The following is a 14,528-nucleotide window of genomic DNA, read 5'->3' as shown; positions in this document are numbered from 1 at the left end:
CGCATCGACCAATCGGCGATTCGCATCTGCTTCCTTTTTGTGATCTTTGCATCCTCGGCGATGCTGCAGGCTGCCGACCGTCCCAATATCTTGTTCATCATCGCCGACGATCAGTCCCCGTTCGACTTGAAGTCGTACAACCCCGATTCGGCGCTGGAGACTCCCGTCCTGGATCGCTTGGCCGCCGAAGGGATGACGATCGACGGAGCGTATCACATGGGATCGTGGTCTGGCGCGGTCTGCACCCCGTCGCGACACATGGTGATGTCGGGGCGAACGCTGTGGCATCTGCCCGGCCCTAAACCGAACAAGAAGCAACAAGCCAAAGCGGGAAACAACAAGCCTGTCGGATTCGATCACGCTCCCGCCGATCTGGCGGAGCATACGATGGCGGCGGTTTTTAACCGCGCTGGGTACGCGACAATGCGAACGTGCAAACGGGGGAACAGTTACGAAGCGGCCAACCGCCAGTTCACACGGCGGCACGACGCGACGAAACGTGGCGGGACGGCGGAATCCGGCAGCGCGTGGCATGCCGAACAAGTGCTCGACTACCTGAACGATCGCGAATCGGAAAAACAGACCGATCCGTTCTTGATCTACTTTGGTTTTTCGCACCCTCACGACACGCGTGACGGTACTCCGGAACTGTTGTCAAAATATGGAGCGGTCAACCACGCCGATCCCGAAACGCTGCCGCCAGCCAACGAAGATGCACCGCAACTGCCGGTCAACTACCTTCCCGAACATCCGTTCCATCACGGGCACCCGAACCTTCGCGATGAGGTCAGCGTCAGTGGCGTCTGGAAACGCCGCGACCCGACGACGATCCGCAACGAGATAGGACGCGAATTCGCCTGCAGCGAGAACATCGACATCCAGATCGGTCGCGTGTTGGAAAAACTAGACGCGATGGGCGAACTGGACAACACCTACATCGTCTACACCGCCGACCATGGCATGGCGATTGGCCGACACGGATTGCAGGGCAAACAGAATCTGTATCAACACACCTGGCGGGTGCCGTTGATCGTCAAAGGTCCCGGAATCAAAGCGGCCAGCCGCGCCGAGGGGAACGTCTATCTGTTGGATGTCTTGGCGACGCTGTGCGATCTGACGGGCGTCCAACCGCCGAAGACCAACGAAGGGACCAGCTTTGCCCCGATCCTGAAGGGAGAAAAAGAAACGATCCGCAATGTCCTCTACGGCGTCTATTGCGGTGGCACCAAGCCGGGAATGCGATGCGTCAAACAAGGGGATTGGAAATTGATCAAATACGATGTCCTCGATGGCAAGGTCCGCGAGACACAGCTGTTCAACTTGGCCGCCAATCCGCATGAATTCCTGACGCAGCATCACACAGCGTCGGTCAGCCAGTTGACGGGGACTGCCCCCACCGAGGACCAAGTGAACCTGGCCGACGACCCGCGATTTGCGGAGAAGCGGAAAGAAATGGAAGCGTTGCTTTTATCGCAGCAACAGCAGTTCGACGATCCCTACCGATTGTGGGACCAGCCGCAGATCGACTGATCGAGATCCTCAGCATCCCACCGCCAAGGCATCGTTGCCGGGGCGGTGGTGCTATAATTCGACCTTCGAAAAATCACTCACCTTTCACCCCGACAGGTTCCACATCATGAGATTTCAAACTCTTGCTTCACACAAATGGTTCCTCGCAGCATCCCTGGCCAGCGCTCTGCTGGGCGGTGCGATGATGAGCGGACAACTGGGAGACCGATCGATGGCGATCGCCGACGAAAAGCCAGCAGCCAAGACACAGCTGTTGCGGCACGTGGTGCTGTTTAAGTTCAAAGAGAGTTCATCCGAGGCGGACGTTCAGAAGGTCGTCGACGAGTTCGGCAAACTGAAGAGCAAGATCCCGCAGATTCACGCCTATGAGCATGGCACCGAAAACAGCCCCGAAGGGCTCGCCGACGGGTTCACTCATTGCTTTCTAGTGACCTTCAAAAGCGAAGCCGATCGCGCGGCCTACCTTCCCCACGCCGATCACCTCGCCTTTGTCGACGTGCTGAAGCCTCACTTGGACAAAGTGTTGGTCGTCGATTATTGGACCAACGAATAAGCATCGTCCGGTCGCTTGCCGCCGCTGGTCTCGCCGACCCGCGCGGCTGGCCGAAGCATTAGACCGCTTCGACCATCCCCTCGGGATTTTTGTGTTGCCAGTTCCATCCATCGCGACACATGTCCAATAGATTCCGCGTCGCCTTCCAGCCCAGTTCTCGCTCGGCACGCGACGGATCGGCATAGGCGACGATCACGTCGCCGGCGCGACGGTCGACGATTTCATAAGGCAGATCGATCCCGGTCGCTTCGCGGAACGCAGCGATCACCTGCAACACGCTTGACCCGGTTCCGGTTCCCAGGTTGTACGTGAAGATTCCCTCTTCTTTGCCGACCTTTTCGACAGCTTTGACGTGCGCTAGGGCGAGGTCGACGACATGGATGTAATCGCGGATGCAAGTTCCATCGGGCGTGTCGTAATCGCCGCCGAAGACATTTAATTTCTCGTGTTTGCCCAACGCAACTTGCGTGATGAATGGCATCAGATTGTTGGGGATGCCATTGGGATCTTCGCCGATGTCGCCGCTGGGATGGGCTCCGACGGGATTGAAGTAACGCAGCAGCGCGAAGTTCCAACTGGGGTCGCTGACATAGACGTCGCGCATGATCTGCTCGGTCATCAGCTTGGTCCAACCGTACGGGCTCTCCGCTTGAGCGACCGGATGGTCCTCGGTCACTGGGCGTTGCTGCGGTTCACCATAGACGGTGCAGGACGAACTGTAGACGAGATTTTTGCAACCGCAGGAGCGCATCGCATCCATCAGGTTGATCGTGCCGGTGACGTTGTTCTGGTAATACTCCAACGGCTTGGCGACCGATTCACCCACCGCTTTGAATGCTGCAAAGTGGATCACCGCATCAAAGTCGGCAGCGGACAAGACGCCGGTCAGCGCATCGCGATCCAGCAGGCTTAATTCATGAAATTCAAGCGTCTTACCGGCCAGTTGTTGGACGCGGCGCAGCGACTCGCGTTTGCTGTTGCTCAAGTCGTCGACGACGACCAATTCGTGTCCCGCGTGCAGTAATTCCACGCAGGTGTGGCTGCCGATATAGCCTGCACCGCCGGTCACTAGAATTCGCATCCGTATCGATCCTGCCCAAGTTAAATAGGTAGTTAGTTTTGTGTCGCCATTTGCGATCGCAGCGATGATCCGGCCCCCTCGTGGTCCGAAAAACAGGCGTCGCCGCACTCGAGACAAATCGCTGGACGCTAAAGCTTAGGTCACAATCCCACGCTGTCCAACCAGTCGTGATCGCGCGGCCGGCTACGAATCGGTAACTGGCGATGCGATCTTGTCGCGCAGGCCATAGGTGACGATCGGATCCCGAATTCCCTTAACGGGCTGCGGCGCGTGGGGTTGCAGGTCGTGAGGGTGTTGCAGTTGCCTGTGCGTTGCCGCGGTCAGCAGCATCGGTGTACCGACGGTTTTGGTCAGCGATTCGATTCGTGAGGCAATATTCACGGCATCGCCGATCGCTGTAAATTCCAGTCGTTGATTCGACCCGATACTGCCGACCAACGCGTTGCCCGAATGGATCCCGATACCGATCTGCAGCGGTGGCATTTGCCGCGACTCAAACGCAGCGTTCAGTTTGCCTAAGCGATCGATCATGCTTACCCCCGCGTCGACGGCGTCGTCGGCGTGCTGCGGACGATCGGCCCCGACGCCGAACAGGGCCATGAAACCATCGCCAAGGTATTTGTTGACCATCCCGTGATGTTGTGTCTCGACGACGTCGACCATTGCCGTCAGGAACTCGTTCAGAACCGCAACGACTTCGGTTGGGTCGCGTCCTTCGCTGCTGGCGGTGAAGCCGCGGATATCGACAAACATCACCGTGATCTCCCGCGCCACGCCGCCGAGCCCCGGCACACTGGCCAGGATCTGTTCCGCCGCTTGCCGGCCCACGTGCAGACCAAACATCCGCCGCAGTGATTCCTTCTCTTGCAGGCCACGCGTCATCTGATTGAACTCCTCGATCAACGGCCCAAACTCGTCGGCTCGCAACAACCGGACTTGCGTATCCAGTTCGCCGCGTGCAACCGCTTGGGCGGCTTGCTTCAACTTGCGGATCGGTGTTCCGTACAATCGTCCTACCAGCCATGCCGATGCGAGACCAAACAACATCGCGATGCACCCGACCGCGATGGGGAACGTGAGTTCTCGCTGCGCCTCGGGTTGCGGAACATAGAACAGCAGCAGGATCGAAACGATCGGACAGAAGACCGCTGACAGACTCCATGCGATCCCCCGGCCGCGAAGTGTTAATGGATACGCGCCACGGATCGACGACGGCTGGATCTCGACAAACAGCAATGGAAACAAGAACTTGTGGCTCGCCAATTCGAGGGCGAAGAAGGCGTGCGTCAAGGCGATCTGCGCCGAGACGACGATCGAAACCGTCAACAGGATGGGGACCCGCGCATCGAGCCCGCTGTCGGCAAGTTTCAGCGGAACGACGATCATTGGAATACAACTCAGCCAAGCCAAGCTGCCGATCAAGATCATCCACCAGGGAAGATTGATCGCCAGACGCTGAATCGATTCCAGTTTGTCGGAAGGGATCGGTAGGCCACGCTCCCGCTGACTGAGAATCGATTGGAAACGCCCGACGACGCTCCCCCAGGCGATGGTTGCCGCCGGATAGACCAGGCAATTGACCCACATGATCGAACTCAACAGCGTGGCCTGTTGGGCGTCGGAGATCAGCGGACGGACATGGGCGACGTTGTAAAAAATGTTAAACGCGCTGCCGACAACCTGCGCCACGATGGGGATGATCGCGACGAGAAGCAGGGCTTGGCGGTAGGTTATCGAACGCTGCATTTTCTCATTGAACCCAACGGCGGGGGTTTCGGGAATGTGGGGCGTCAGAAACCGTAGCTTACCTGCGATGCTCAGGTTACAATGGCCGTCCCCGTCCATCTTACCCACCTCTATTCGAATCTGGAGTGCCTTGCGCATGCTGCGTTCTGCTTTTATCGTTCCCCTTGTGGCCTTGGTTTGCACGGTCGCCAACGCTCAAGAGACCACGCCCGAGTTCACCTCTTTGGTTCCCGAATCGGGACTCGAAGGCTGGCACGGACGTCCCCACTTGGACCCCCGCAAATATGCGGACGTCGACGCCGAAAAGCTTGCTCAGTGGAAGCAAGAGACCGAAGCGCATTGGTCGAACAAAGACGGTGTGCTGATCAACGACGGCCACGGCCCCTACCTGACGACCGACAAAGAGTACACCGATTACGAACTGAAGCTCGAATACCGTACGGTGGCCAAAGCGGACAGCGGGATCTACCTGCGTGGCACACCGCAGGTGCAAATCTGGGACACGACCGACGAAAGCAAGTTTAAGCTGGGTGCCAACCTCGGCTCCGGCGCCCTCTGGAACAACTCCGCTGGCGCTCCCGGCAAAGACCCGTTGGTCAAGGCCGACAAGCCGTTCGGTGAATGGAACTCGGTTCGCGTGATCCAAGTGGGGCAACGCACGACCGTCTACCTGAACGATCAATTGGTCGTCGACAATGCCCTGATGGAAAACTACTGGGACCGCAGCCAACCGCTGTTCCGCAGCGGCCCGATCCAATTGCAAACCCACGGCGGCGAGATCCTGTGGCGCGACGTCGCGATCCGCGAGATCGGTGCCGACGAAGCGAATCAGATCCTGGCGTCTCACGGTGGCGAAGGGTTTGAATCGGTCTTCGATGGCAAATCGCTGACCGGTTGGAAGGGCGCGGTCGACAACTATGAAGTCGTCGACGGCATGATCCGCTGCAAGCCGAAGCACGGCGGAACGCTGTTCACCGACAAGACCTACGGCGACTTCAAAGCACGCGTGATGTTCCGTCTGCCTCCAGGTGGCAACAACGGCTTGGCGATTCGTTACCCCGGCGAAGGCAACCCAGCTTATTCGGGAATGACCGAACTGCAGGTTCTGGACAACACGGCTGAAAAATATGCCAAGCTGGACGCGAGGCAATATCACGGTTCGGCTTACGGCATGGCAGCGGCGGCTCGCGGCTTCCTTCGCGAAGTGGGCCAATGGAACTTCCAAGAGGTGACTGTTAAAGGCTCGACCATCGTCGTCGAACTCAACGGCAACAAGATCTTGGATACCGATGTCAGCAAGGTGACCGAATTCATGGCCGATTCGCCTCACCCAGGTCGCGAACTCAGCAAAGGTCACTTCGGATTTGCCGGACACAACGATCCGGTTGAATTCAAAGAGATCAGCATCTTGCCGCTTTAATCTGCTTGAAGATCAATAACGCCAAACGCGTTTGATCATGAAGACAGCGACAATCGCGACGACGGAGTTTGCCATCCACACGCTGTAGGGTGGCAATTCTCCGTTTTTGGCATAGTCCTGGCCGACGATGAAGATCGGAAAATAGAAGATCAGAATCGGCAGGAAGACCATTCCAAAGCTGGTCCAATAATCGGCGGTTCTGGCCATGATCGCCAGTGGTGCTCCGACCAGCACGAAGAAGAAACACGAGAATCCGAACGACCAGCGTCGCCAGGGTTCGACGTGCAATCGGTTCAGCCGATCGGCACCGCCGCCAATCGCACCTCGCAAGTCAGCCCCCGGCGGTCCGACGATATCGTTCCAGCGGCCATTGGCCAACGCAAAACCGGTTTGAGCGGCTAGACGTTGACGATCGATCGACATCGCTTTTTCGCTGCGAATCGCTTCGGGACCGATCAGATACAGTGGAAGATCGGCGGGGCGGGAACTGCTGGGGTCCCCCTTGGCGAAGGCTTTGTTTAGTGGAATCTCCGGAACGATCTCGCCGGGGAAGTGGCTGCGGAAAGCTCCGCCCCCCTCGATTCGGCTGTCGACCAACCGCAGCATCAACGTCTCGCGTTCGGCATTCAGATGCAAGCTTCCTTCGCTAGCCGTGACCGTGATCGGCAATTCGCTGCCCGAACTATGCAAGGTGACCGTTGGCCATAGAAGGCGACGATCCTTGACATCTTGAACGTGGATCGAAAACCCTTTGTCCGAACTGTAGGAACGTTGGGCTTGCAGGCGCCGATAGACGATCTCTTCGAGCGAATGCAGCAGCACATGTTTCACGCCCGGCTTGCCCCATCCGACGGCCAGATCGTTCAGCCCCACGGCGATCGGACTGAGGATCAAACCGAAGATGAAAGCCGGCTTCATGATCGTCAGCGGCGAGATTCCAGCCGCTTTGACCGTCGCGATCTCGCCGTCCGCAGAGATCCGCCCGTAGACGGCACTGACAGCAAAAAGGGCCGTCGTCGGCAACGCGAATTGCAGACTCAGCGGCAGGAACAACGGTAACAACTGCAGCAGCGCCGCCGGACCAAGACCTTGGCGCAATAGTTCCCGCGCGACGACGATCAATAAGATCAGCACCGTGAGCGAAACGATCGCTACCAGGAACACCTTCGTGATTTCCCAGAGGATATATCGGGTCAGCCGCGTGGGCATCCGGCAATCACACTTGAGGCCTTGAGATTCTAAATATTGGCCGGAGAATAGCGAATTCCGCGAAAATCGGAAACGCCGATCGGCCTTTACCTATCTAGATAATCGGTTCGACCCAGGTAACCGCTGAGCCCCAATGCCCCTGGGATTGCCGACGCTGCCTCGCCAAATCCTAAACGGCAACAGTCAGTTAAAATAATCGGGCAAATGCTAGCGAGTTCACTCCCCCGCTTCGACCTCGGCACGCGTCAAAATGCTATCGCCATTGCGATCCAAGCGATCGAAGGTTGCATGCAATTCGGAGGGGGTTTCCTTGCGCGCGATCTTGCCATCGCCATCGCGGTCGATCCGCTCAAAGACCCGCAGACGGCCGTTTCGCCGGACCGCATCGGCCGCCCGCTGACGCATCGTCGGCGCGGCCGCCTTCGCTTCCCCACGCGGCACCGCGTAATGAAAGTACCCGATCATCATCTCATCCCAGGTTTGGTCCCCCCAGCGAACGGTCGCGGTCGGATCGGGATTATTCAGGTTCTTGGAGCTGTTATCAAACGCGGCGGTGCACAACATTTGCGATCCCGCGTCGACCGAGATCGGATTGTCGAACAGATAAAACGTCTGCCAATTGAAGTCGTACGCTGGGATGTCCAACAGCGTGCTGCGATCACCGCTGGGGTCGATCAATTCGTAACGGAACGCCTTGCCGCGCAGGTGCATGTGGGGACTGAAGCCCAGCAGTTGGCTGTCGGGCAAATTGCGTTGGACCGCGGTGACTGTGTAGTTGTCGTCCCCGGGAGGAATGTTTAACCGAGGCTGCACCGCACTGGTGGTGACGATCTCATGCGTGACCTCCGCATCGTCGGCAAAGATCATCCCCAGGCGGCTGTGATCGATTTGCGGCGATCCGATCGGAGTGTAGTGGACTTGGAAGATCAGCTCGCTGCCGGCGGGAATCTTCTTGGCCCAGCCTTTGGGCAAAGGTTCGATCCGCGTGCCGGGGACATAGCCAACCAAGTAGCCATGTTGAGCTCCCAGCCCACGCTTGGTTCCCTTAGGCACCGCGAAGGCCAAGATGTGATGGACCACCTCGCGATTGCCAGGCTGCAGTTCGGCATAGCGCAGCCATTTGTCTTCGGTGAAACCGGGATCGACACGGAAATATTGATACTTCACAGCCCCATCGGCGGGAACCTCGAAGGGCTCGGGGCTGACGTTGACGACCATGTCGGGCTCTTGGGGCAGCAGCCAGCCAGGCGTGTATTGGACCGGTTCGGGAAGGTTCGCAAGATCGCCCGCCGGAGCACCCGCGTCGGCCCAATCGTACAGCGTCTGTTTGTCTTCGTCGGACATCGAGCGATCGTTGGCAAACGACCCGTGCGCGGGATCAGCATGCCATGGAGGCATCCGTCCGCCGCGAACGGTTTCGGCGATCATGTCAGCCCAGCCGGAGACCTCGTCGTAATCGGTCAACGCAAACGGCGCGATCTCTCCCTCACGATGGCACTCGACGCAGTGCTTCTGCAGGATCCGCGAAACCTGATTGCCAAAAGTGATCTTCGAATCGCTGTCGGCTTTCTTTTGACGGCCGATGATACATCCAATCGATCGCGTCACCGGCGTCTTGATCGGCCGACCGGCCAGTCGATCGTCGATCGCATTCTTGAGATCGAAGCTGCGAGGGAAATCGCGGGCGAAACCTATCCCGTATTGGTCGTCGACGCGTCCCCAATAAACGACCTTTCGATCGCGGTCCAACAGGAAAACCTCAGGCGTTCGTTCGGCAGCCAATCGATCGGCGATTCGATTCCCCGCGTCTTTGAGCACCGGAAACGTCAGCTGGTGGTCGCGAGCGAAGGCGGCGATCTCGGCAATCGAATCTTGCGTGTTGCTCATCACCGCGACAAAGCCGACGCCGCGGGGAGCGTATTCCTTTTCGAGCTCGACCAACCGCGTTGCATACAGCTTTGCCAGAGGACACTGCGTTCCGAGGAAAGCGACGACCAGCAAGTCGGGCTGGTCAAAGTCCTGCACCTGCCAACGTCGTCCGCGAAAGTCATCGGCGTCGATCTTGGCCAATTGCAACCCGAGATGTCCCGCTGACGATTCAACGCCCGGCAGAGGAGAATGGAAGGCAACAACGACTAGCAAAGAAGCGACAAAAGAGCGGAGCACTTCGACAACCTTTCCAAGGGGGAAGACCTATTCGAGCCGGCGGCCGATCGAATCGGCGGAGACAGGTAGCTTGTCCAATGATACGCAATCTTGGTTGGATTACACGAGATCAACAGGAATTTAACGAAGGCAGATCACAGCCGGGCGGAACAAGACGCACGGGTAGGAGGAACCATCAGGCCGATTCGGCAGCCGTTGGAAATGGCCGGACCCTTGGTCCTGACTTCGTTCCGCTGTCGTGTGGTGTGGACGAGACGTTTGCTGGGTTGCGGCCGGGGTGGGGCTGCGACAATAGGGCGGCAGCGGGGCGGTCCGATCGGCCTGGGCAACTCGCCGCATCGGGATAGAATGAAGCGGATGGATGCTGAAATACGTAGAAAAATTGCCCTCGGTATCGCCTTGCTGGCGCTGCTGATTCTCCCAGGCTGCGGTACCGAGCCGCCCGATTTCCGCATGAATCGGGTCTTCGCGCACAAGATGGAGATCCACGGCGCGGAATTGGACACCGCGATCGACGACACCCAGATCGCGATCACTCAGTTGTTCGGAACGCCGGACGAGCCATTGTTGCCGGCGGTGCTGACCGAGAATCCCGATTTTCAATCGCTGATCCAGCTCGAAAATCTTCAACGCGCTGCCGGAGCGGTTGCCAGCGATCGCGACGGGACCGATCGCGGCCTGTTCCGCAAACATTGCTCTCAGTGCCATGGGATCAGCGGCGATGGGAACGGGCCGGCCTCCAGCCTGCTGAATCCCTACCCACGCGATTTCCGAATGGGTGTGTTTAAGTTCAAATCGACCCAGTACGGCGCCAAGCCGACGGTCGACGATCTGGTTCGGACGCTGCGACAGGGGATGCCCGGCACGTCGATGCCTTCCTTTCATCTCTATCCCGCCGAAGATCTGACCGCGTTGGCTCAGTATGTGATCTATTTGACGCTTCGCGGCGAGGTCGAACGGGCGATGTATCGCGACGCGGCCAACGAACTCGGCTACGGCGATCCCGACCAAACGCCGCAAGATCGTCTGTTAGCAATGGAGCTGAAGGAGAGCGATCCGGAAGCGTATCAGGAACAATGGGATGCGATCGAGGATTATGTCGTCGCGGCGGCGAGCCGATGGATCGACGCTCCCGAACAAGTCGTCGCGATCGCGCCGCCGCCCGAAAAGATTCCGGCCTGGCCGTTGGCAGCCGATGCGACCGCGGACCAGCAGGCGGAGATGGCCGCGTCGATCGCGCGCGGCAAAGCGTTGTTTGGCGGCAAAGTCGCCAACTGTGCCATCTGCCACGGAGCCGATGGGCGGGGCGACGGTCAAGTCAACGACTACGACGATTGGACCAAAGAATGGACGATGCGCAACGGGCTGGATCCCAAGGACCCTGAAAAGAAGCAGGTCGTTCGGGAATATTTGGCTCTAGGAGCCCACAAGCCGCGGAACATCTTGCCTCGCGATATGCATGCCGGTGCGTTTCGCGGTGGCGATCAGCCGCAGGACATCTACCGCCGGATCGTGCAGGGGATCGATGGAACTCCGATGCCCGCGATCAACCTGGTCGACCAACCCAGCGGCAGCGGGCTGACGACCGGCGACGTCTGGGATATCGTCCATTATGTGCTTTCACTTTCGCAAACCGGGCGAGGCGAAGCACTATGAATCGCGAACAGGAACCGATCTTGGACGAACTGAAGAACGAAACACCCGCGACCGACGAAGCGGGAGCGCCGTCGCGGTCTCCGTGGGTGCATCGCTGGGCGGTGCTGTTGGTCTGCCTGACCTGGCCGCTGATCTGGGTTGGCGGGCTGGTGACAACCTACGATGCCGGGATGGCGGTCCCCGATTGGCCGGCGACCTACGGATATAATATGTTCCTGTATCCGTGGACCACCTGGTTGCTGGGCCCCTTCGATTTGTTGATCGAACACGGCCACCGTCTGCTGGCCTCGCTGGTCGGCCTGATCACGATCGCGATGTTGGTCGCGGCCGTCTGGTCGCGGCAGCCTCGCTGGATCGTGCGGCTGTGTATCGTCGCTCTGGTCGGCGTGATCTTACAAGGCGCCCTGGGGGGCGCTCGCGTCGTGATGGACGCGCGAACCGTGGCGATGATCCACGGCTGCTTTGGCCCCGCCTTTTTTGTCCTCTGCTGGATGATCGCCGGAGTCAGTTCGCGATGGTGGCAAGCGACCGACGCCCCAAGTGTTCCCAGAACGGCAGTCCGCTGGGGGGCGGCGTTGGCGATCAGCAGCTACGTTCAATTAATTCTGGGAGCTCAACTGCGGCACATGCCGGTCGACGCCGGCGACTCGTTTTTCCGGCATATCGTCTTTTCCCACCTTACCGGAGCGGCCCTGGTTGCGGTTTTGTCCGTGATTACCGCCTGGAAGTTGCGTCGCTGCGGCGATTTGACGCTATCCAGAATCGGGTTGGGGCTGATAGGATTGCTAATCTTGCAGTGGTCGTTGGGACTGGGAACGTGGTTGGTGAACTACGGATCGCCGTGGGCCCTGAATCAATGGCCGTCGCTGGCGCGGTATGTGATCGTGGCCAAAGGATGGACCGAATCGATGATCGTGACAGGGCATATGGCGACGGGATCGATGATCTTGGCGCTGGCCTGTTGGACTTGGTTGCGAGCATCGCGACGCTGCGAAGGCTCCTCATTTGCGAAACCCGCGTTCGATTGAGAACGCTCACAATACAAAGGCTAACTTCATGAGTGGCGATCTTGTCGTATTGGATCGACCGGAACGACTTAGCACCGTCGTGCGACCAACTCGTGTGCCGATCGCATCGGAAGGCAATTCGATCGACGCCGCCGATTTGCCGCATCGCGGACGGCACGGCGGCACCGCCGCAGCGTCGCTCAAAGCGTCGATTCGCGGGCTGTACGATCTGACCAAGCCGCGGATCGTGATGATGATCCTGATCACCACCGCGATGTCGGCGATGTTTTTGGCGGGCACCGATCTTTCGCTGTGGATGTTGATGCATCTGATGATCGGCACCGCCGCGGTCGCCGGTAGTGCCAGCGTGATGAACCAGTTCATCGAGCGCGAAGCCGATGCGAAGATGATGCGGACGATGAAGCGCCCGCTCCCCAGCGGCCTTGTCTCTCCGGGAGCTGCGTTGATTTTCGGAATCACGATCGGCCTGTTGGGAACCGCTTACCTGGCGATCAATGTCGGCCGGAGCACCGCGTTTGTTGGTGTCGCGACTTGGGTCGGTTATGTGATGCTGTACACTCCGCTGAAACAGAAGACCGCATGGAACACGACCGTCGGCGCGATCGCTGGTGCGTTGCCGATGATGATGGGCTTCGCAGCCGCTGGCGGCAGCCTGACCGATCCTCGCGGATGGTTGTTGGTCGCCGTGTTGTTCCTGTGGCAATACCCGCACTTCATGGCGATCGCTTGGATGTACCGCGGCCAATACGCCGATGCGGGCTTTAAGATGACGCCGGTTGTCGAACCGACGGGCAAAAGTGCCGGATGGCAAGCGATTGCCGGCGCGTTGGCTTTGCCAGCCGTTTTGATCACGCTGGTCCTTCCCTACAACTACGCTCCGCTGTTTGCGGTCCTCGCCGTCGCCGCCTCGTTCGGGATGATTCGCAGCTCGTTCCGCTTCTGCGGTAGCCCCAACGACGTCACCGCGCGACAGCTGTTGATGTCGTCGCTGGTCCAGTTGCCCGCCTCGCTGGCGGTTTTGATCGCCGCGCGACTGCTCGGTTAATCGACCGCCGCAGCCCTATCCCTCCTCCGCTGGTTTCGCCCGCCGCGTCGCTTCGCTGGCGTGGCGGATCACCGCCGCAGCCCTACGACCTTCCCATCGATCGCCGACTGAAACAGGTCGGAGCCGTGAAAATGACCTCCGCAGATCCCCACCATCCGTCAACCCAATACGCTGTCGAAGCTGTTGATGTGCACCATCGCTACGATGATCATGTCGCCCTGGACGGCGTCAATCTGCAGATTCCGCAAGGCAAGATCTTCGCGCTATTGGGCCCCAACGGCAGCGGGAAAACGACCCTGTTTCGTTTGTTGGCGACGCTGATGCCGCTGCAACGCGGGCAATTGAGCGTCTCGGGTGCGAGCGTCGATTCGGTGATGGAAGTCCGCCGCCGGATCGGGATCGTTTTCCAATCGCCTAGCTTGGACAAGAAGCTGACGGTTCAGGAGAACATCCGCTGCCAAGCCGCGTTGTACGGAATCCATGGCGCCGCGCTGCGACAGCGGGAAGAAGAAGTTCTGCAGCGTTTGAGGCTCGCCGACCGCCGCAATGATTATTGCGAAAAGCTCTCCGGCGGTCTGAAGCGACGCGTCGAACTGGCCAAGGGAATGTTGCATCAACCGCAGGTGTTGCTGTTGGATGAACCGAGCACCGGCTTGGATCCGGGGGCTCGATTGGACCTGTGGGAAGCGCTCAAAGAGTTTTCGCAGCAGGGACTGTCGGTCGTGTTGACGACGCACCTGTTGGAAGAAGCCGAAAAAGCGGATCAGATCGCGATCTTAAGCGAAGGGAAAGTGATCGCCGAAGGAGCTCCCGATCGGTTGCGATCGCAGATGGGTTCGGGCTTGATCACGATCACCACCGACCAACCCGAAGCGGTTTGCCAAAAGCTGCAACAGCAGATGGGAATCGAAGGGCAAGCGTTACACAATCAAGTTCGCATCCAGAGCGATCAGCCCGGTCCGATGGTGCCTGAGTTGCTGACGACGCTGGGCGACCAAGCGACTTCGATCTCGATCGGCCGGCCGAGTCTAGAAGATGTCTTTATCGCAAAGACCGGTTATCAATTCTGGTCGGGCGAATAACAGAAACTGAAT

11 protein-coding genes are annotated in these 14,528 nt (G+C 59.0%); 7 read left to right on the top strand and 4 right to left on the bottom strand.

Going from position 1 to position 14,528, the window contains the following annotated elements; genetic code table 11:
• The first annotated feature begins 60 nt into the window (after positions 1–60).
• Positions 61–1,530: a sulfatase-like hydrolase/transferase gene (locus Poly24_RS21060; protein WP_231753662.1), complete on the top strand. Its 1,470-nt coding sequence runs from the start codon at positions 61–63 to the stop codon at positions 1,528–1,530.
• A 106-nt stretch (positions 1,531–1,636) separates the two neighbouring features.
• A complete protein-coding gene (locus Poly24_RS21055) occupies positions 1,637–2,083 on the top strand; it encodes a Dabb family protein (protein WP_231753266.1) in 447 nt (148 codons plus the stop codon).
• 58 nt (positions 2,084–2,141) lie between these two features.
• Here Poly24_RS21055 and galE read toward each other — a convergent pair whose 3' ends face one another.
• Positions 2,142–3,164, bottom strand: a complete 1,023-nt coding sequence (gene galE, locus Poly24_RS21050) for a UDP-glucose 4-epimerase GalE (RefSeq protein ID WP_145100256.1) — start codon at positions 3,162–3,164, stop codon at positions 2,142–2,144.
• A 183-nt stretch (positions 3,165–3,347) separates the two neighbouring features.
• The gene (locus tag Poly24_RS21045) at positions 3,348–4,910 is read right to left on the bottom strand and encodes an adenylate/guanylate cyclase domain-containing protein (protein ID WP_197452067.1); all 1,563 of its coding nucleotides are present in this window, start codon (positions 4,908–4,910) and stop codon (positions 3,348–3,350) included.
• A 136-nt stretch (positions 4,911–5,046) separates the two neighbouring features.
• On the opposite strand from Poly24_RS21045, the gene Poly24_RS21040 reads away from it, so the two are divergent.
• Positions 5,047–6,330 carry a 3-keto-disaccharide hydrolase gene (locus Poly24_RS21040; RefSeq protein WP_145100250.1) on the top strand — a complete coding sequence of 428 codons (1,284 nt, stop codon included), beginning with the start codon at positions 5,047–5,049 and terminating at the stop codon, positions 6,328–6,330.
• 12 nt (positions 6,331–6,342) lie between these two features.
• On the opposite strand, the gene Poly24_RS21035 is transcribed toward Poly24_RS21040, so the two are convergent.
• Together Poly24_RS21035 and Poly24_RS21030 are read right to left on the bottom strand one after the other, a co-directional pair.
• The gene (locus tag Poly24_RS21035) at positions 6,343–7,539 is read right to left on the bottom strand and encodes an LptF/LptG family permease (RefSeq protein ID WP_145100247.1); all 1,197 of its coding nucleotides are present in this window, start codon (positions 7,537–7,539) and stop codon (positions 6,343–6,345) included.
• A 216-nt stretch (positions 7,540–7,755) separates the two neighbouring features.
• Positions 7,756–9,705: a redoxin domain-containing protein gene (locus Poly24_RS21030; protein ID WP_145100244.1), complete on the bottom strand. Its 1,950-nt coding sequence runs from the start codon at positions 9,703–9,705 to the stop codon at positions 7,756–7,758.
• A 357-nt stretch (positions 9,706–10,062) separates the two neighbouring features.
• On the opposite strand from Poly24_RS21030, the gene Poly24_RS21025 reads away from it, so the two are divergent.
• The 4 genes from Poly24_RS21025 (at position 10,063) to Poly24_RS21010 (ending at position 14,516) form a co-directional block, all read left to right on the top strand.
• Entirely contained in the window at positions 10,063–11,361 is a 1,299-nt protein-coding gene (locus Poly24_RS21025; protein WP_197452066.1) for a c-type cytochrome, read from the top strand.
• On the top strand, positions 11,358–12,389 hold the full coding sequence (locus Poly24_RS21020; RefSeq protein ID WP_145100237.1) for a COX15/CtaA family protein: 1,032 nt from the start codon (positions 11,358–11,360) through the stop codon (positions 12,387–12,389). Before Poly24_RS21025 ends, Poly24_RS21020 begins: the two co-directional genes overlap by 4 nt.
• A 28-nt stretch (positions 12,390–12,417) precedes the next feature.
• On the top strand, positions 12,418–13,434 hold the full coding sequence (cyoE, locus tag Poly24_RS21015; protein ID WP_145100233.1) for a heme o synthase: 1,017 nt from the start codon (positions 12,418–12,420) through the stop codon (positions 13,432–13,434).
• A 131-nt stretch (positions 13,435–13,565) separates the two neighbouring features.
• Positions 13,566–14,516: an ABC transporter ATP-binding protein gene (locus tag Poly24_RS21010; RefSeq protein WP_145100230.1), complete on the top strand. Its 951-nt coding sequence runs from the start codon at positions 13,566–13,568 to the stop codon at positions 14,514–14,516.
• Positions 14,517–14,528 lie beyond the last annotated feature (12 nt).

The sequence above is a fragment of the Rosistilla carotiformis genome (assembly GCF_007753095.1).
GTDB lineage: Bacteria > Planctomycetota > Planctomycetia > Pirellulales > Pirellulaceae > Rosistilla > Rosistilla carotiformis.
The sequence above is the reverse complement of the archived record's forward strand: the minus strand, read 5'-3'. Positions and strand labels throughout refer to the sequence as shown.

What these genes read in the sequence shown, in the direction of transcription:
- galE (WP_145100256.1), bottom strand. Translation starts at nt 3,164, where the DNA reads ATGCGAATTCTAGTGACCGGCGGTGCAGGCTATATCGGCAGCCACACC.
- Poly24_RS21060 (WP_231753662.1), top strand. Translation starts at nt 61, where the DNA reads ATGCTGCAGGCTGCCGACCGTCCCAATATCTTGTTCATCATCGCCGAC.
- Poly24_RS21045 (WP_197452067.1), bottom strand. Translation starts at nt 4,910, where the DNA reads ATGCAGCGTTCGATAACCTACCGCCAAGCCCTGCTTCTCGTCGCGATC.
- cyoE (WP_145100233.1), top strand. Translation starts at nt 12,418, where the DNA reads ATGAGTGGCGATCTTGTCGTATTGGATCGACCGGAACGACTTAGCACC.
- Poly24_RS21020 (WP_145100237.1), top strand. Translation starts at nt 11,358, where the DNA reads ATGAATCGCGAACAGGAACCGATCTTGGACGAACTGAAGAACGAAACA.
- Poly24_RS21040 (WP_145100250.1), top strand. Translation starts at nt 5,047, where the DNA reads ATGCTGCGTTCTGCTTTTATCGTTCCCCTTGTGGCCTTGGTTTGCACG.
- Poly24_RS21035 (WP_145100247.1), bottom strand. Translation starts at nt 7,539, where the DNA reads ATGCCCACGCGGCTGACCCGATATATCCTCTGGGAAATCACGAAGGTG.
- Poly24_RS21025 (WP_197452066.1), top strand. Translation starts at nt 10,063, where the DNA reads ATGGATGCTGAAATACGTAGAAAAATTGCCCTCGGTATCGCCTTGCTG.
- Poly24_RS21055 (WP_231753266.1), top strand. Translation starts at nt 1,637, where the DNA reads ATGAGATTTCAAACTCTTGCTTCACACAAATGGTTCCTCGCAGCATCC.
- Poly24_RS21010 (WP_145100230.1), top strand. Translation starts at nt 13,566, where the DNA reads ATGACCTCCGCAGATCCCCACCATCCGTCAACCCAATACGCTGTCGAA.